The following is a 17637-nucleotide window of genomic DNA, read 5'->3' as shown; positions in this document are numbered from 1 at the left end:
GCCGCTGACCAGGGCGCTTACGCTTTTCTAGTTTGCATTCTCTTCTTCCATCCATTTTAAGTTTAACTCCAGCCAACTTTGCTTATGGTATTGCAGGCTTGCCAGATAAATTCCATTCGCAATTGTTTTGGCCATTCTCATGACAAGATTTAAGCGAGTGTTTTGCAGAACAAAAAATTCCATAAATCCGCTCACATTGACGATGCCGGTGATATGTATATCACCGACTGCAGGCAGTTCCTTGTTTACGCCTGCTCCGGGTTTCACTGGACCATTGCCCACTTGAATAACACCAACATTTTTAACCCTTCCCAAGCAGGCATCGATACCAATCATATAGGGATTCCCATGTTTTACTTGGATTTCCTTTAACTTTTCAGCAAGATTAACTGCATGAATCGGATCATCTAAAGTTCCATATACATAGAAGGTTTGCATGCCCTTTTCTTCCAGTAATGTCCCAACAAGTGGCCCTAATGAATCTCCCGTTGAGCGGTCTGTACCAATACAAACAAAGACAATGGGGCGGCTGGTCACAGTGGGAATCGCAGCAAGTAGTTCTTCAGCGAGATTATCTGCAGCATTCAAGTCATCGTGACTGATGCGTGTCTTAGCCCTCCTGTCAAAAAAACTCGTCTTCAGATTCATTAAGTCACTCCCTAACCGTAAATAGTCTTACTATTATACGGAATTTTCAGTAAATCTATACATGGATGGGTAGAAAAAGGAAAATTCATTATGCTATTAACTGTGAAGAATAATTGTTAAAATAGAATTGGCAAAATGGCTTTAGAGGATGGTGTCTAAATGAGTTTCACTCAAAAGGGAATGCAAAGTTTAATTGAAAAATATCAAAATGAAGATACGTGGTTAAATCTAGGTGAAGGGCTTCTAAAAATTATTGCGATCTTAGTGATAACCAATATTTTAATTCGAATTGGAAAACTGATGATTCATAACATCTTTAAAATTAGAAACCTCTCTCCGCTTAATACATCCGATCGGCGTGAGGAAACACTCTCCAGGCTGCTTGATAATGTCCTTTCCTATGTGGTTTATTTTATTGCTTTTATGATGATTCTTTCTGTGTTGGGCATTGATGTAAAGGCATTAATTGCCGGAGCTGGGGTTGTGGGGCTAGCTGTTGGTTTTGGAGCACAAAGTTTAGTCAAAGATGTGATTAGCGGATTTTTTATCATTTTTGAAGACCAGTTTTCCGTTGGAGACCATGTTCGCATCGGACAATACGAGGGAAATGTCGAAACCATAGGGTTAAGAACAACAAAAATTAAAAGTTGGACTGGGGAACTGCATATCTTACCAAATGGGAGTATTATTGAAGTAACCAACTTCTCCATTAATAATAGTATCGCCGTTGTTGACATTGCGATTGCCTACGGAGAAGACATTGCAAGGGCAGAAAAGGTTATTGAAGAGGCGATTCAGTTTATGCCTGCTCAATATGAAGAGCTTGTGAAACCCCCTGAGTTATTAGGAATTCAAACAATGGGTGCGACGGAGATTGTTTTACGGGTTGTTGCCGAAACACAACCTATGAAGCAGGCCGGTGTTTCGCGCATGATTCGCAGAGATATTAAGCTCCAGTTAGACGAAAATGGCATCAAGGCTCCTGATCCAAAAGTGGTCATGTATGGTTCTGGACAACCTAAATAAGGGGTGGAATGGCATGGAAGAAAAGGAATTTGCTTTAAATGATGTAGTGGAGATGAAGAAACAGCATCCCTGCGGAACCAACCGCTGGAAAGTAATCCGCATGGGGATGGATGTTCGCATCAAATGTGAGGGCTGTGGACATAGTGTTCTCATCCCGAGAAGAGAATTTTCTAGAAAAATGAAGAAAATATTGGTGAAGCATGAGGAATAGTTCATGCTTCTTTTTTCTGACAAACTATATTATTCTTATAAGAAAAGTAGAAATAGAGTTTTGTATATAAGGGGTGGGAATATTGGCACAGCCACAAATCCGTCAAGCAGCATGTCCACTAAATTGCTGGGATAGCTGCGGACTTCATGTAACAGTCGAAAATGATCGCGTCACAAAAGTTGAAGGAGATCCCTCCCATCCAATCACCCAAGGAAAAATTTGCGGACGGGGCCGGATGCTTGAAACAAGAACAAATTCCTTGCAGCGGTTGCTACATCCATTAAAAAAAATCAACGGTAAGTTCGAGCAAATTCCTTGGGAACAGGCACTGAATGAGCTTGCTGAAAAGCTCAAAGAAATAAAAACAGTTTACGGCACAAAGGCTGTTTTACACAGTCACGACTATGCCAACAATGGCTTGTTGAAAAACCTCGACCAACGTTTTTTTAATTGCTATGGTGGTGTTACCGAATTATACGGGTCTCTCTGCTGGGGTGCCGGGATCGAAGCACAAAAGTGGGATTTTGGCGATGCGTACAGTCATGAACCAGATGATGTCTATAACAGCAAAAACATTATTATCTGGGGACGGAATGTCGCCCGGACCAACATGCACTTTTATGAAAAGCTCATAGAGGCCAAAAAACGCGGTGCGAAACTGTTTGTCATTGATCCAATCTTTAATGCGACAGCAAAAATTGCTGATCAATTTATCTCGATAAAACCTGGAATGGATGGATTTTTAGCAGCGGGAATTATCAAAGAGATGCTTCGTTTAGGGTTAGAGGACCGGTCGTTTATTGAACAATTGACCGTGGGCTTTGAAGAAATCGCCTGGCTTGTTGGCAGCATTTCATTAAAAGAAATAAGTGAGATGGCCGAGGTACCGTGTGAAGTGATGACTCATTTAGCGGAAGTTTTTGCAGAAAAACCGACTGCAACCTTTATGGGCCTTGGCTTGCAGCGTTACCAAAATGGCGGCAATACGATTCGAATGATTGATGCCCTTGTCGCAATCAGCGGAAATATCGGTATCGCCGGTGGCGGCGCCAATTATGCAAATCTACAAGTAGGACAAAGCTTTGTGTTTGACGAGCTAACCCTTCCACAGTTCAAGCAAAGGCACCGCCAATTTTCCATTATGAAGCAAGCTGAATCTGTGTTAACTGCTAAAGATCCCGACATAAAAATGATTGTCGTGACCTGCGGAAATCCACTGACACAGGTACCTGACACCCATGTGGTTGAAAGGGCATTCTCTTCAATAGAGACACTGGTGGTAATTGACCAATTCATGACGGATACGGCCAGACTAGCCGATTATGTGTTACCAACGACCACTGCTTTTGAGGAAGAAGATATTTACTATTCGTCAATGTATCATCATTATGTGAATTATGGTCCAAAGTTGATATCCGCACCTGGAGAAGCAAAACCTGACTTATGGATTTGGACGGAATTAGCCAAGCGCCTTGGTTTTGGTGCCGCTTTTGATTTTACAAGGAAACAATTCCTTGAGATGGCTTTTCAAGAATTGGAAAGAAAGGGAATATCCCTTGAAATATTAATGGAAAGACATACCTTGGAATTGCCGGTCAAAGCTGTCCCATGGCAGGATGGGAAGTTTACGACTCCAAGCGGAAAATATGAATTTACGGCACGATTTGGACAGGAGCGGTTAACCCTTGCAGCACCGGAAGAGTCTAAGTGGAGAAACCCTCATCTCGCTGAAAAATATCCTTATAGTCTGCTGACGATTCATCCGATGCGTTCAAATCACTCACAAAACTATCATCTCCTAGGTGGAAAATTGAAGTTGAAAGTTGAAGTAGCACAAAATATTGCGGACGACCTTGGTTTGTCAAAGAATGACTTGGTCCGAGTATGGAATGACCGCGGTGAAGTAAATGGTTATCTTGCTATTTTAACCAAAGCCCATCCGAACACGATTAATATCGATGAAGGAATGTGGAAGCAGTTTGGCGGGTCGGTGAATAACCTGACTTCTAGTAATCCATCTGATAATGGTCTCGGCAGCACATTGTACGATTGTTTAGTCAATATCGAAAAAATTAACTAACTGCCGTGTTCATACGGCAGTTGTCTTTTTTTATATAAATCTCTATAATTGTGAAAGACTTGTCTTATTATTATTGTAACTAATTATAGGCTATGTTAAAGCTTATTGTTTTTTTGGCACCCTGTTGATTGGAGTGGAAGGCACGAAGACTCCTGCGGGAGGACGGTGCAGGGGAGACCCCGCAGGAGCGCAGCGACGAGGAGGCTCCCCGTACCGCCCGCGGAAAGTCAAGTGCCTGGAGCGGAAATCAACAGGCCAATTTTAACGGAGCCATTGATTAAAATAGATCTTATTTTTTGAGGAGTGAAATAAATGGCATTAACAGCTGGTATTGTAGGATTGCCGAACGTTGGTAAGTCTACATTATTTAACGCAATTACCCAGGCAGGGGCAGAATCAGCTAATTACCCTTTCTGTACGATTGACCCAAACGTTGGAATTGTTGAAGTTCCTGACCACCGTCTCCAAAAATTAACCGAACTGGTCCAGCCAAAAAAGACCGTTCCAACTGCATTTGAATTTACCGACATTGCCGGAATCGTCAAAGGTGCAAGTAAAGGGGAAGGTCTCGGTAATAAGTTCCTTTCACATATTCGCCAAGTAGATGCTATTTGCCAAGTAGTCCGCTGCTTTGCAGATGAAAACATTACTCACGTTTCAGGAAAAGTTGATCCAATTGATGATATTGAAGTCATTAACTTAGAGTTAATACTTGCTGACATGGAATCCGTGGAAAAACGAATTAATCGAGTGGAGAAATTAGCGAAGCAAAAAGATAAAGAAGCAGCGGCTGAGTTCGAAGTTCTTGCCATGCTGCGTGATGCCTTTGAAGCAGAAAAACCTGCCCGTACAGTTGATTTTACGGACGAACAAATGAAACTAGTTAAAGGCATGCATCTTTTAACAATCAAGCCGGTCCTTTATGTAGCCAACGTAAGTGAAGATGATATTGCTGACCCATCAGATAATGAATATGTTCAAAAGGTCCGTGAATTTGCTGCGGCTGATAACGCTGAAGTTATCGTGATTTGTGCGAAAATTGAAGAAGAAATTGCTGAACTTGAAGGCGAAGAAAAGCAAATGTTCTTATCGGAATTAGGAATTGAAGAATCCGGTCTTGACCAATTAATTCGTGCTGCTTATCATTTGCTGGGCCTAGCAACTTATTTTACAGCAGGTGTTCAAGAGGTTCGCGCTTGGACATTCAGAAAAGGAATGAAGGCCCCTCAATGTGCCGGAATTATTCACTCGGATTTTGAACGAGGCTTTATCCGTGCAGAAATTGTTTCTTATGATGACCTATTAGCTGCCGGCAGCCATACCGCAGCAAAAGAAGCCGGTAAAGTTCGACTAGAAGGAAAAGAATACGAAGTAAAAGACGGCGACGTCATCCACTTCCGCTTTAACGTCTAAAATTACTAGCTCTGCATATTTTGCAGAGCTATTTTTATTAAGAATAACTCATTCCTGTGAAGGACATTGCATTTGTATTATTTGTATGCTATAATTTCAACTTGTGAGTAATTAATAATTGCTCCTTGCCCATATGGGCCGTTTAGACCAAAAGGAGGTGACTGTGATGAATAAGTACGAAATCATGTACATCATCCGCCCAAATATTGAAGATGAAGCGAAAAAGGCTCTTGTTGAGCGTTTTAATTCTATTCTTCTTGAAAACGGAGCGGAAACTGCTGAAACAAAGGATTGGGGTAAGCGTCGTTTAGCATACGAAATCAACGATTTCCGCGACGGATACTACGAAATCACTAAAACAACATCTTCAGCTGCTGCAGTACAAGAATTTTCTCGTCTTGCAAAAATCAGCGAAGATATCATTCGCCACTTAGTAATTAGAGAAGACGCTTAATATAGATCTTGGTAGAAATGTTTCACGTGGAACATTTTTCCAAATAAAAAGGAGTTGATTCTGATGATGAATCGTGTCGTACTTGTTGGCCGTTTAACAAAAGATCCTGATTTGCGTTATACACCAAATGGGGTCCCTGTTGCTACTTTTACTTTAGCAGTTAACCGTACATTTTCTAATCAGCAAGGTGAACGTGAAGCAGACTTTATTAACTGTGTTATTTGGCGTAAACCTGCTGAAAATGTGGCTAACTTCTTGAAAAAAGGCAGCCTTGCAGGTGTGGATGGCCGAATTCAAACCCGCAACTATGAAGGACAAGATGGTAAACGTGTCTATGTTACCGAGGTACAAGCTGAAAGTGTTCAGTTCTTAGAACCTAGAAACGCATCTGGTGGCGGTGGCGGAAGAAGCGACTACGACCAATTCGGTGCTCCTCCGAGGGAACCACAAGTTGGTTCTTATGGCGGCGGCAATCAGAATCAACGTCAAAATCAAAACGCGAATAAAGGTTACACAAGAATGGATGAAGATCCGTTTGCTGGTAATGGTCAAATTGATATTTCCGACGACGACCTTCCATTCTAACTTAACCTTAATTGAACGATAACTTTTAATAAAGAAAAAGGAGGGAATTTTCATGGCAGGAGGACGTAAAGGCGGTCGCGCAAAACGTCGTAAAGTGTGCTATTTCACAGCAAATGGTATCACTAAAATCGACTATAAAGATGTAGATCTACTTAAGAAATTTATCTCTGAACGTGGAAAGATTTTACCACGTCGTGTAACTGGTACTAGCGCTAAATACCAACGTAAATTAACAGTTGCAATCAAACGTTCACGTCAAATGGCATTACTTCCATTTGTTGCAGGTGAATAAGAAATAGATGTAAAAGGCAGTAAGGGTTCTCCTTGCTGCCTTTTTATTATCCTCATAAACTTGTCTTGAACCAATTATCTCGGGTAAAATAAAGATTAGTTTTGTAATATATAGGGGTGAAAGTGTGATCGATGTACGCAAGTTAACAGAGGGAGCTGTCCTCTTGGCAGCTTTTGCTGCACTGCTATTAATAACCATAAGTGTTCCGCCCTTAGGGGTAATTTTAGTCCTAGTCATACCGCTCCCATTTATTATCTTTTCTTATAAAAATAACTTGAAACTAATTGTTGCATTCGTTGTGGCGGCAACCTTTATTTCATTTATTGCCGGTTCATTAATGGGCTTAGGGATGATGCTTCTTTACGGATTTGCAGGAGTGGTGATTGGTTATTTGCTCCAAAAAGGCAAGAGTCGGACGTTTATTTTGATTGCCAGCTCGCTTACCCTTTTGGCCGGACTAGTAATTATGTATGCGTTCGTAGTCGGCTTTATGAAAATGGATATCATCCATGAACTAACAAAGGCATTAAATGAATCAGTTAAAAACTCTGAGGAAATGCTGAAAGCAATGGGAAGAGCAGACCAAATTGAAAAGATAAAAGAGCAAAATAGCTTGATGCTAAAGCAAATTAAAACACTTGCACCAAGTGGCCTTATCTTTTCTTCTATAGCTTTTACCTTTTTAATTCAGTGGCTTTGTTTCCCTATCGCCAAAAGGTTTGGAGTAAACGTGGAGCCATGGGGGCATTTTCGTAATCTTGCCCTTCCTAAAAGTCTTTTATGGTATTACTTAATTGCCTTAGGGGCGATGCTCCTATTTCATCCTCAAGAGGGTACCTACATCTATTCTGTCTTAATCAATGCTAGGTCAGTAGTAGAGACAATGATCCTCGTGCAGGGAGTTGCGCTTTTGTTTTTTCTTTTTCATCAAAGGTCTGTTGCAAAGGGACTTGGCGTGTTTGTTGTAATTCTTACTTTCATGATTCCATTGGTCCGTTATATAATAATGTTATTAGGCATTACAGATTTAGGCTTTAACTTTCGAAAGCAATTTGAAAAGAAAGAGTAAGATTCACGACTAGGAGCTGAAAATTTTGCCTGCATTTTTAGAAAAGCGGACCATTCGCTACCCTTTTTATGGGTTAATAGCTGTCACGGTGGTACTGCTCATTATCCTGTATTTATATAACTGGATATTAAGTGTAGCAGGGCTGTTATTAATGATTTTCCCCATTTACTTCATGTTTGTCGTCGATCGCCGCCAAAGAAAGGAAATGGAGGAGTATATCTCAACCCTCTCCTACCGGGTTAAACGAGTCGGCGAAGAAGCGCTGATGGAAATGCCTATCGGGATAATGCTCATTAATGATGAATATTATATTGAGTGGACAAATCCATTTCTTGCTTCCTGTTTTGATGAGGATACCTTAGTCGGCAGATCGCTTTATGATGTGGCAGATACCCTGATACCGTTAATTAAACAGGAAGTAGAAACCGAGATTATTACACTGCATGAACGAAAATTTCGTGTCATCCATAAACGTGAGGAACGGCTTATCTACTTTTTTGATGTTACTGAACAAAAAGAAATCGAGAAGATGTACCAAAATGACCGGACGGTTATTTCAATCATCTTTTTAGATAATTATGATGACTTAACCCAGGGTATGGATGACCAAATGCGAGGCAGCGTCAATAATATGGTGACATCCATCCTAAATAAGTGGGCACAGGATAATGGCATCTTTTTAAAAAGAATTAACTCAGAACGGTTTATTGGTGTGTTTAGTGAAGAAATTCTTCAAAAGCTGGAAAAAGGTAAATTTACAATTCTTGACGAAGTTAGAGAAATGACTTCCAAACAAAATGTATCGTTTACCTTAAGTATTGGTGTTGGAACGGGGGTAACTTCCCTGCCGGAATTGGGAGTGTTAGCCCAATCAAGCTTAGACCTTGCCTTGGGACGAGGCGGTGACCAGGTGGCCATTAAGTTGCCAAGCGGCAAGGTGAAGTTTTATGGCGGCAAAACCAATCCGATTGAAAAGCGTACAAGAGTGAGAGCACGAGTGATTTCACATGCCCTTCGCGATTTAATTATGGCCAGTGATAAAGTTATCATCATGGGGCATAAAGGCCCTGACATGGACTCAATTGGTGCCAGTATTGGAATCTATAAAGTGGCGCAAATGAATCAAAAGGATGCCTATATCGTCGTCAACATGCAGGAAGTGGATAATGGGGTTAAACGGCTAATGGCAGAAATTCGCCAGCAAGAGCATTTGTTTGCCCATTTTATTGGGCCGGATGAGGCGCTTGAAATCGCTAGTGATAAGACCTTGCTTGTAGTCGTTGATACGCATAAACCGTCGATGGTTATTGAAGAGCGGCTGCTCAATAAAATTGAGCATAAGGTTGTCATTGATCATCATCGCCGCGGTGAAGATTTTATCGCCAATCCATTACTTGTCTATATGGAGCCCTATGCTTCGTCAACCTCAGAGCTGGTAACAGAATTTCTTGAATATCAGCCCAAACGGGGTAAAATTGAAATGATTGAAGCTACTGCCCTGTTAGCGGGGATCATCGTTGATACAAAAAGCTTTACGTTACGAACAGGCTCAAGGACGTTTGATGCAGCCTCCTATTTAAGAGCACATGGAGCAGATACCATCCTCGTTCAAAAGTTTTTGAAGGAAGATGTGGATACATATATAAAGAGGTCCAAGTTAATTGAATCTGTTACTTTTTACCGTGATGGAATTGCGATTGCAAAAGGAACAGAAAACGACTTTAATGATCAAGTGATTATTGCCCAGGCAGCAGATACCTTGCTAACAATGGATGGAGTGACAGCCTCCTTTGTCATTTCAGCGCGCGGCGAAGGGGTCATTGGTATCAGTGCAAGGTCGCTTGGAAACATCAATGTCCAGGTCATTATGGAAAGCCTAAAAGGCGGTGGGCACCTCACAAACGCAGCTACACAACTAACGGGACTATCCATAACAGAGACAGAAGGTAAATTAAAGCTAGCGATTGATGAATATTTTGAAGGAGTGAAAAAAGAATGAAAGTAATTTTTTTAAAAGACGTAAAGGGTAAAGGAAAAAAGGGCGAAGTGAAGAATGTAGCTGATGGCTATGCTCATAATTTTTTATTAAAACAAGGGTTAGCAAAGGAAGCAAATAACGCGAATATCAGTACGCTTGATGCCCAAAAGAAAAAAGAAGCCAAGCAAGCTGAGGAAGAATTAGCAGAGGCAAAAAAATTAAAAGAAGCTTTGGATCAAATTACAGTTGAGCTTGCCGCTAAAGCTGGTGAAGGCGGCCGCTTATTTGGCTCAATTACGACCAAGCAAATTGCGGAAGAATTACAAAAGAAACATGGTATCAAAATTGATAAGCGAAAAATGGAATTAACCGATGCGATTCGCACGCTTGGCCACACCAAGGTTCCAGTTAAACTCCATCACGAGGTGGTCGCAACGCTAACCGTTTCTGTGACTGAAGTAAAATAAAAATTTTCCCAGTGCGAATTCGCCCTGGAACATGATAGAATATAAAAAGTAATCAACACGAATGTGATCGGTCTTAGCTGGTCACTTTTTTCTTTTATCCTTAGGATATGATAGTTTTTAACTTTAATAATAAATTGCATCCTCTTCATGATAGGAGGTTTTTTGATAAATGAATGATTTATATGCAGATCGCATGCCACCGCAAAATATAGAGGCCGAGCAGGCTGTTTTAGGGGCTATTTTCTTAGAGCCATCCTCTCTCGTACTTGCTTCAGAGATTCTAATCCCTGAAGATTTTTATCGTGCTTCACATCAAAAAATATTTAATGTCATGTTGTCGCTCAATGATCAGGGTAAAGCGGTTGACCTCGTTACCGTAACAGAGGAGTTATCCGCAGCGAAGCTGATTGAAGATACGGGCGGGGTTAGTTATTTAGGTGAATTGGCCGCTTCTGTTCCAACGGCAGCAAATATTGAGTATTATGCGAGAATAGTAGAAGAAAAATCATTACTTAGAAGATTAATACGCACAGCAACGAGCATTGCATCGGACGGCTATTCCCGCGAGGATGAAGTTGAGGCGCTGTTAAGTGAAGCAGAGAAAAATATTATGGCCGTCGCACAGCGAAAGAATGCTGGAGCTTTCCATAATATTAAAGATGTCCTTGTTCGTACGTATGACAATATTGAGGAAATGCATAACCGTGTCGGCGATATTACAGGGATTTCCACTGGATTTGCTGAACTGGACCGAATGACAGCTGGATTCCAGCGAAATGATTTGATTATCGTTGGAGCCCGTCCTTCCGTGGGTAAAACCGCCTTCGCTTTGAATATCGCTGCCAATGTAGCAACTAAAACGGGTGAAAATGTCGCGATTTTCAGTCTTGAGATGGGTGCTGAACAGCTGGTTATGCGTATGCTTTGTTCGGAAGGAAACATCGATGCACAAAGGCTTCGTACGGGTTCTTTAACCGATGATGACTGGGGCAAATTGACGATGGCGATGGGAAGTCTCTCAAACTCGGGGATATTCATCGATGATACGCCAGGGGTTAGAATCAGTGATATCCGTTCCAAATGTCGCCGTCTCCAGCAAGAGCACGGCTTAGGCATGATTTTAATAGATTACTTGCAGTTGATCCTAGGAAGCGGTCGTTCGGGTGAGAACCGTCAGCAGGAAGTTTCTGAGATCTCACGGTCGTTGAAGCAATTAGCGCGTGAGCTGAAGGTCCCTGTAATCGCCCTTTCCCAGCTTTCCCGTGGTGTCGAGCAGCGTCAAGACAAGCGCCCGATGATGTCCGATATTCGTGAATCAGGTTCGATTGAGCAGGATGCCGACATCGTAGCATTCTTGTATCGTGATGACTACTATGACAAGGAATCAGAGAATAAGAATATCATCGAAATCATTATCGCCAAGCAGCGTAATGGTCCAACCGGAACCGTTTCGCTCGCCTTCGTAAAAGAATACAATAAGTTCGTCAACCTCGAGACACGGTACGATGCTCCGGGGGCATAGGCTAGCCAATTTTTAATTGGCTAGCTTTTTTTATTTTAGTTGACAGTGTTTAAGGGTTGGAGGACAGGCCAGTGGAAGCTAATCGTGCCTGTTATCAGTTAAGAAAAGAGTCAAAAGTAACGAATGATAAAATCACCTCTAAATCGGCAATTTTAACTGCTCAATATTTACTATAGTAAGAAGAACGGCCATTCCTATTTAGTTTATAGTTCCTCCCCAGGATCCTCCTTATAGTCTTCTCCGATTTAATAATCCTACACCAATCATGAACTAATTTTGTAGTAATTTTTTGATCAGGAAAAAGTAGCAACAATTCAGTTACACTTCGTAAAACTGCAGACTCCACTCCCTCCGTGCAACCACAATTGCCACACACTAAGATCCCACCCATACAATCAGTAAAAAAGCAGTCACAATTTGGGCAAAGAGGTCCCTTTTTCAGTCCTTCATAATGGTAATTTGGTAGATGTGGATAAGGGGATTCTACGATATGAAGAGCAACTAATTGTTCAGCCAATTTGTAGTGTTTTTTATTAAGATTGACTGGCCTTGTGTTTAGTTTTTTCAAAAAGCGGTTCAATTGTGAATGAAAAACAAGCGATGGATTTATTGAGGTGATATATAAATGAAATTCGGGGTTAATAAAAATGAGATACGATTCAAGCGGAAAGTGATAGCCTAGGTCGTGGAGCAAAGATCGAAATAAAAGCTCACACCGTCCCAATTGGTGGACTGGATTCTTGGTTTCCCTTTTAGTACAGGTCAACCATTTATCATCTTCAACATAGTAGTCCCCTTCAAAATTTTTAACATCTAACGGGTAAATTTTATCTTGGGATATAAGTAAAGTATCAATTTGAAATTTTGAATGGTTATGCTCCAATAATAAATCATGGAGGACCAGCCACCCCTCTGACAACCCTTCCAACCATTTATCACTCTTTTGCTCTCCTTCAAACCCCTTTTTTAGCACTGTATAGTTACGAAAGTCCTCATCTGATAACTGCATGCGAGCATTTAAAGATCTTAACAAGGTAATTGTCAGTGGTTCTATTCTAGATTTAAATATCATATTCCACATCCTTTTATTATTTTAGTAAACTATAATTCTATTTTATGGAAAAAAATCCAAATACACAAGATAGATTCATATATTAATATTTTACGAACATAATATAATATTTTTATATAAATGTTCGTGTTTTGTTTGCTTTTACCCATGAAAGTTGGTAAACTTGTCTATGGAAATTAGTAAAGTGTATTTAATTTGGAGGTGCCTTATATGTCATCAGTAGTAGTTGTTGGGACGCAATGGGGAGATGAAGGTAAAGGGAAAATTACAGACTTCCTTTCTGAAAATGCCGAGGCAATTGCCCGTTATCAAGGGGGAAATAATGCAGGCCACACCATAAAATTCAACGGAGAAACGTACAAATTGCACCTAATTCCATCAGGAATTTTTTATAAAGAAAAAATTTGTGTCATTGGAAACGGTATGGTGGTTGATCCAAAGGCACTTGTGACAGAACTAGCCTACTTACATGAAAAAGGCATTACAACTGATAATTTACGGATTAGTAACCGTGCCCATGTGATTCTTCCTTATCATTTAAAATTAGATGCAGTGGAAGAGGAAAGTAAGGGTGCGAATAAAATTGGCACAACGAAAAAAGGGATTGGCCCTGCATATATGGATAAAGCGGCCCGCGTTGGGATTCGAATTGCTGACCTCCTTGAACGAGATGTGTTTGAAGAAAAACTTGAGCGTAACTTAAAGGAAAAAAACCGTCTGTTTGAGCGAATTTATGAGACAACTGGATTTACGAAGGAAGAAATTCTTGATGAGTACTTTGAATACGGTCAACAAATTAAGCAATATGTTTGTGATACATCCGTTGTCCTGAATGATGCATTGGATGATGGGAAACGCGTCCTCTTTGAAGGTGCACAAGGTGTTATGCTTGATATTGACCAGGGGACTTATCCATTCGTAACATCATCTAATCCAGTTGCTGGTGGCGTTACTATCGGTTCTGGGGTTGGACCTTCTAAAATAACTCATGTTGTTGGTGTGTGTAAGGCTTACACCTCTCGTGTCGGTGATGGACCTTTCCCAACTGAATTACATGATGAAGTTGGCAGTCAGATTCGTGAAGTCGGCCGTGAGTATGGTACCACAACAGGTCGACCACGCCGAATCGGCTGGTTTGACAGTGTCGTTGTCCGCCATGCTCGCCGTGTGAGCGGGTTAACAGACCTGTCCCTTAATTCCATTGACGTATTAACTGGAATTGAGACATTAAAGATCTGTACAGCTTACAGTTACAAAGGTGAACTGATTACTGAATACCCTGCAAGCTTGAAGATCTTAGCAGAATGTGAACCAGTTTATGAAGAGCTTCCAGGTTGGACAGAGGATATTACCGGAGTGAAAACCCTGGATGAACTGCCTGTAAATGCACGTCATTATGTGGAACGTGTTACACAACTCACTGGAATTCCGTTGACAACGTTCTCTGTAGGGCCAGATCGGAATCAAACCAATGTAGTCCGCAGCCCATGGAGACAAATATAAAAGCGGAAGCAGTTAGTTGTAGTTCGAGAATAAATTTACTTAATGAATGAAGCCCTCATTTTAGAGGGCTTCAACTCTTTTTAAAATACTTTCAAAAAAAGTATTGCAATTAGTAGTTCGTCCATGCTATTATAAAAAGCGTCGTCACAATACGACAGATTAAAACAAGTACGAGCCATTAGCTCAGTTGGTAGAGCATCTGACTTTTAATCAGAGGGTCGAAGGTTCGAGTCCTTCATGGCTCACCAAAGTTTTTTGCCTTAGCAAAATAACTTTCAATATATGGCCCCTTGGTCAAGCGGTTAAGACACCTCCCTTTCACGGAGGTAACACGGGTTCGAGTCCCGTAGGGGTCATGGCTTTTGATTGCTGGGAAGAAACTGGCAAGGACGGTTTTTTTACTGGCAATCAATTAAATTTTGGTCTGGTAGTTCAGTTGGTTAGAATGCCTGCCTGTCACGCAGGAGGTCGCGGGTTCGAGTCCCGTCCAGACCGCCATATAAGTGGCTCAGTAGCTCAGTCGGTAGAGCAAAGGACTGAAAATCCTTGTGTCGGCGGTTCGATTCCGTCCTGAGCCATAAAAAGGGAAGCTTGCAGATGCAGGCTTCTTTTTTTACCGTTGTAACCTGATTGTAATATACATCCTCTATTCTCCAACAAATCCTTGGCTCTTGTCGAAAATTGTAATAATGGACACCTCCCCCAACAGAACTACAACAAACCTGAATTTAATAGGATTCCTCGCCTGTATTAATCAAAGAAAAACAGGAAGATTCGACTAACATATTTCATGAATAGGTAGGAAAATGTCAGCGTTTATACATTTTTGTTACATTATTGAGACTATTAATCTATTGACGAAAAATTATGTTAAAGTATAGAAGGTCAAAAATTCTGGGAAATTCTTAAATAGTTAAATTAATAGATTAAGAGGGTTATACCGTGGTTTAGGGAGGAAAAATGTTATTTTTAAATAAGATCTCACGAACAAAAAAGCTAATACTCAAAACGACAATAGTTACCACCATGGCGTCGTCACTAATTGCCTTTAGTAATGGTCCAGTCGTATTTGCAGATTCATCTAAATCATCAAAAGATTATCAAGTATATTTGGACGGTACATATATTGGCAATTTTACTGATAAGGCAGTAGTCAATAAAATTATTGCAGAAAAAGTCAATGATTCTAATCTTAATCTTGGGCGGCAAGTGCAGGACATTCCGTACCAAGTATTCCCGCCTGCTGAAAATAATCTAGAAACCGTTCCTACCATCAAAAGCATCTTCCAACTGCAAACAGAGGCAGCAGCAATCATGATTGATGGTAAACCAGTTGTTTATGTTGAAAATCAAACAACAGCGGAAGAGGTCATGAAGAAACTGATTCAACAATACGTGCCTGAGGACCAACTAGCAGAACTGAAGGCCCGAAAAGCCTCAACCAATTCAACATTACCCGCATTAAAGGAAAATGAGTCTCGTTTATTAGACGTACGACTGTCGGAAAATGTTTCATTTTCAAATAAAAATATCGTTCCAGAAAAAATTCTGTCCATTGAAGAAGCCCTTACTTTTTTACAAAAAGGAACGCTCGAGGAAAAGAAATATGTGATTCAAGATGGTGATGTTCTTGAGTTAATCGCCCATGATAACAACATGAAACTAGCGGAGCTCTTAGCGGTGAATCCTCGTCTATCCAAAGGTTCACTTTTAAAGATTGGCGAGAAAATCATTCTAACCATTCCCAAGCCATTTATAGAAGTGATTGTTGAAAAAGAAGTAAATAAAAAGGAAGAAATTCCTTTTGAAAATAAAGTGATTGAGGACAAATCACTGTTAAAAGGAAAAACAAAGGTAAAACAAGAGGGAAAAACGGGAACGCGTTCTGTTAATTATAAGATTTCTGAACAAAATGGTGTTACCTTAAGCAAGACTGAAGTTAATGAAACCATTCTTGAAGAGCCAGTTGATCACATTGAAATCAAGGGAACAAAAGTAATTTCCTCTCAGGGTGAAGGCACTTTTACCTGGCCAACTGTAGGCGGATATATTTCCAGTAAGCAAGGGCAACGTTGGGGCAGGATGCATAAAGGGATTGATATTGCTAGACCTAGTAACAGAACGATTAAGGCAGCTGATAACGGCGTGGTCGTTTCTGCAGGCTGGGGTGGCGGTTATGGGAATAAAATTGTGATTGACCACCAAAACGGCTACCGCACCCTTTATGGACATATGTCATCGCTTAAGGTTAGAGTAGGCCAGACTGTTTCAAAGGGAACTGCAATTGGCGTAATGGGTGCTACAGGAGATGCTACAGGTGTACACTTGCATTTTGAAGTGTATAAAAATGGCAGCCTCGTTAATCCGCTATCCTATTTAAGATAGCTGAAAGTCTCTAGTCACTAGAGGCTTTTCTTTTTGCAATGTGATGGTCCAGCCCCATTCCATAATCCTTTAACTGGGGCTTTTGCTTCGCTAATTCCATTCTTACCATATGGTAATAGGTGAATTTATGCGAATAACATGATACAGTAAAATAGTATAGTTATGACTTCTAGTATATTTGATTAAATAGATAAAATCATAAAATGAAAAGGAGCGATGGTATGGAAAAGAAAATTCTTGTAGTCGATGATGAAAAGCCAATTGCAGATATTCTCCAGTTTAACTTAAAAAAAGAAGGATACATTGTCTATTGTGCCTATGACGGGAACGAAGCGCTTCAGTTGGTTGAAGAAATACAGCCAGATTTAATCCTTTTAGATATTATGCTTCCGTTACGAGATGGAATGGAAGTCTGCCGGGAAGTCCGGAAGAAGTATGAAATGCCAATTATCATGCTGACAGCGAAGGATTCTGAAATAGACAAAGTTTTAGGACTTGAACTCGGTGCAGATGATTATGTGACGAAACCGTTTAGCACAAGAGAGCTCATTGCACGAGTAAAGGCTAATTTGCGCCGTCACCAACAGATTCTAACTCCGCCAGATGCGGAGAATGAAACGAATGAAATTGAAATTGGCTCGCTTACCATTCATCCTGATGCCTACATTGTTTCCAAACGGGGAGAGACGATTGAGCTGACACACCGTGAATTTGAATTATTGTTTTATTTAGCTAAGCATATCGGTCAAGTGATGACGAGAGAACATCTCTTGCAAACGGTCTGGGGTTATGATTATTACGGGGACGTGCGGACAGTCGATGTAACCGTTCGAAGATTGCGAGAAAAAATAGAGGACAGCCCAAGCCATCCAACATGGATTGTTACAAGACGCGGTGTAGGGTACTATTTACGCAATCCTGAACAGGAGTAA

At 40.8% G+C, this 17637-nt stretch carries 16 protein-coding genes and 4 tRNA genes; 18 read left to right on the top strand and 2 right to left on the bottom strand.

Annotation, left to right across the window (positions count from 1 at the left end; genetic code table 11):
- Window positions 1-27: 27 nt before the first annotated feature.
- Window positions 28-648, bottom strand: coding sequence for a spore protease YyaC (gene yyaC, locus V7121_RS04500; RefSeq protein WP_335497284.1), 621 nt, complete (start codon window positions 646-648; stop codon window positions 28-30).
- Between the two features lie 159 nt (window positions 649-807).
- On the opposite strand from yyaC, the gene V7121_RS04495 reads away from it, so the two are divergent.
- The 11 genes from V7121_RS04495 (at window position 808) to dnaB (ending at window position 11745) form a co-directional block, all read left to right on the top strand.
- Complete coding sequence (locus V7121_RS04495) at window positions 808-1674, top strand: mechanosensitive ion channel family protein (RefSeq protein WP_335497288.1); 867 nt, start codon at window positions 808-810, stop codon at window positions 1672-1674.
- A gap of 13 nt (window positions 1675-1687) precedes the next feature.
- On the top strand, window positions 1688-1885 hold the full coding sequence (locus V7121_RS04490) for a DUF951 domain-containing protein (RefSeq protein WP_026568062.1): 198 nt from the start codon (window positions 1688-1690) through the stop codon (window positions 1883-1885).
- A gap of 82 nt (window positions 1886-1967) precedes the next feature.
- On the top strand, window positions 1968-3965 hold the full coding sequence (locus V7121_RS04485) for a molybdopterin-dependent oxidoreductase (protein ID WP_335545857.1): 1998 nt from the start codon (window positions 1968-1970) through the stop codon (window positions 3963-3965).
- Between the two features lie 312 nt (window positions 3966-4277).
- Window positions 4278-5378, top strand: coding sequence for a redox-regulated ATPase YchF (ychF, locus tag V7121_RS04480; RefSeq protein ID WP_335497293.1), 1101 nt, complete (start codon window positions 4278-4280; stop codon window positions 5376-5378).
- 166 nt (window positions 5379-5544) lie between these two features.
- Window positions 5545-5832 carry a 30S ribosomal protein S6 gene (rpsF, locus tag V7121_RS04475; protein ID WP_335497294.1) on the top strand — a complete coding sequence of 96 codons (288 nt, stop codon included), beginning with the start codon at window positions 5545-5547 and terminating at the stop codon, window positions 5830-5832.
- Between the two features lie 63 nt (window positions 5833-5895).
- Window positions 5896-6417: a single-stranded DNA-binding protein gene (ssb, locus tag V7121_RS04470; RefSeq protein WP_335545856.1), complete on the top strand. Its 522-nt coding sequence runs from the start codon at window positions 5896-5898 to the stop codon at window positions 6415-6417.
- Window positions 6418-6469: 52 nt separating this feature from the next.
- Window positions 6470-6709 (top strand): 30S ribosomal protein S18, encoded by a 240-nt coding sequence (gene rpsR, locus V7121_RS04465; RefSeq protein ID WP_066389897.1) that lies wholly within the window; start codon window positions 6470-6472, stop codon window positions 6707-6709.
- A gap of 124 nt (window positions 6710-6833) precedes the next feature.
- On the top strand, window positions 6834-7778 hold the full coding sequence (locus tag V7121_RS04460) for a YybS family protein (protein WP_335497298.1): 945 nt from the start codon (window positions 6834-6836) through the stop codon (window positions 7776-7778).
- Window positions 7779-7803: 25 nt separating this feature from the next.
- A complete protein-coding gene (locus tag V7121_RS04455) occupies window positions 7804-9777 on the top strand; it encodes a DHH family phosphoesterase (protein ID WP_335497300.1) in 1974 nt (657 codons plus the stop codon).
- Window positions 9774-10223 (top strand): 50S ribosomal protein L9, encoded by a 450-nt coding sequence (gene rplI, locus V7121_RS04450; RefSeq protein ID WP_335497301.1) that lies wholly within the window; start codon window positions 9774-9776, stop codon window positions 10221-10223. Before V7121_RS04455 ends, rplI begins: the two co-directional genes overlap by 4 nt.
- Window positions 10224-10392: 169 nt before the next feature.
- A complete protein-coding gene (gene dnaB / locus V7121_RS04445) occupies window positions 10393-11745 on the top strand; it encodes a replicative DNA helicase (protein WP_335497302.1) in 1353 nt (450 codons plus the stop codon).
- 160 nt (window positions 11746-11905) lie between these two features.
- On the opposite strand, the gene V7121_RS24890 is transcribed toward dnaB, so the two are convergent.
- Complete coding sequence (locus V7121_RS24890) at window positions 11906-12754, bottom strand: nuclease-related domain-containing protein (protein ID WP_420490699.1); 849 nt, start codon at window positions 12752-12754, stop codon at window positions 11906-11908.
- Window positions 12755-13027: 273 nt separating this feature from the next.
- Here V7121_RS24890 and V7121_RS04440 point away from each other — a divergent pair, with 273 nt between their 5' ends.
- The 7 genes from V7121_RS04440 to yycF all read left to right on the top strand — a co-directional run bounded on the left by V7121_RS04440 (window position 13028) and on the right by yycF (window position 17637).
- Window positions 13028-14320, top strand: coding sequence for an adenylosuccinate synthase (locus V7121_RS04440; RefSeq protein ID WP_335497305.1), 1293 nt, complete (start codon window positions 13028-13030; stop codon window positions 14318-14320).
- Window positions 14321-14492: 172 nt separating this feature from the next.
- A tRNA-Lys gene (locus tag V7121_RS04435) sits at window positions 14493-14568 on the top strand.
- A 36-nt stretch (window positions 14569-14604) separates the two neighbouring features.
- A tRNA-Glu gene (locus V7121_RS04430) sits at window positions 14605-14676 on the top strand.
- A gap of 65 nt (window positions 14677-14741) precedes the next feature.
- A tRNA-Asp gene (locus V7121_RS04425) sits at window positions 14742-14818 on the top strand.
- 7 nt (window positions 14819-14825) lie between these two features.
- Window positions 14826-14898 (top strand) — tRNA-Phe (locus tag V7121_RS04420).
- Window positions 14899-15280: 382 nt separating this feature from the next.
- Window positions 15281-16705 carry a peptidoglycan DD-metalloendopeptidase family protein gene (locus tag V7121_RS04415; protein WP_335545853.1) on the top strand — a complete coding sequence of 475 codons (1425 nt, stop codon included), beginning with the start codon at window positions 15281-15283 and terminating at the stop codon, window positions 16703-16705.
- Window positions 16706-16926: 221 nt separating this feature from the next.
- On the top strand, window positions 16927-17637 hold the full coding sequence (gene yycF, locus V7121_RS04410) for a response regulator YycF (protein WP_335497307.1): 711 nt from the start codon (window positions 16927-16929) through the stop codon (window positions 17635-17637).

This window comes from Neobacillus drentensis (assembly GCF_036962125.1).
Taxonomy (GTDB): domain Bacteria; phylum Bacillota; class Bacilli; order Bacillales; family Cytobacillaceae; genus Neobacillus; species Neobacillus drentensis_B.
Note: the sequence above shows the minus strand (reverse complement) of the source record. Positions and strands in the feature narration are given on the sequence as shown.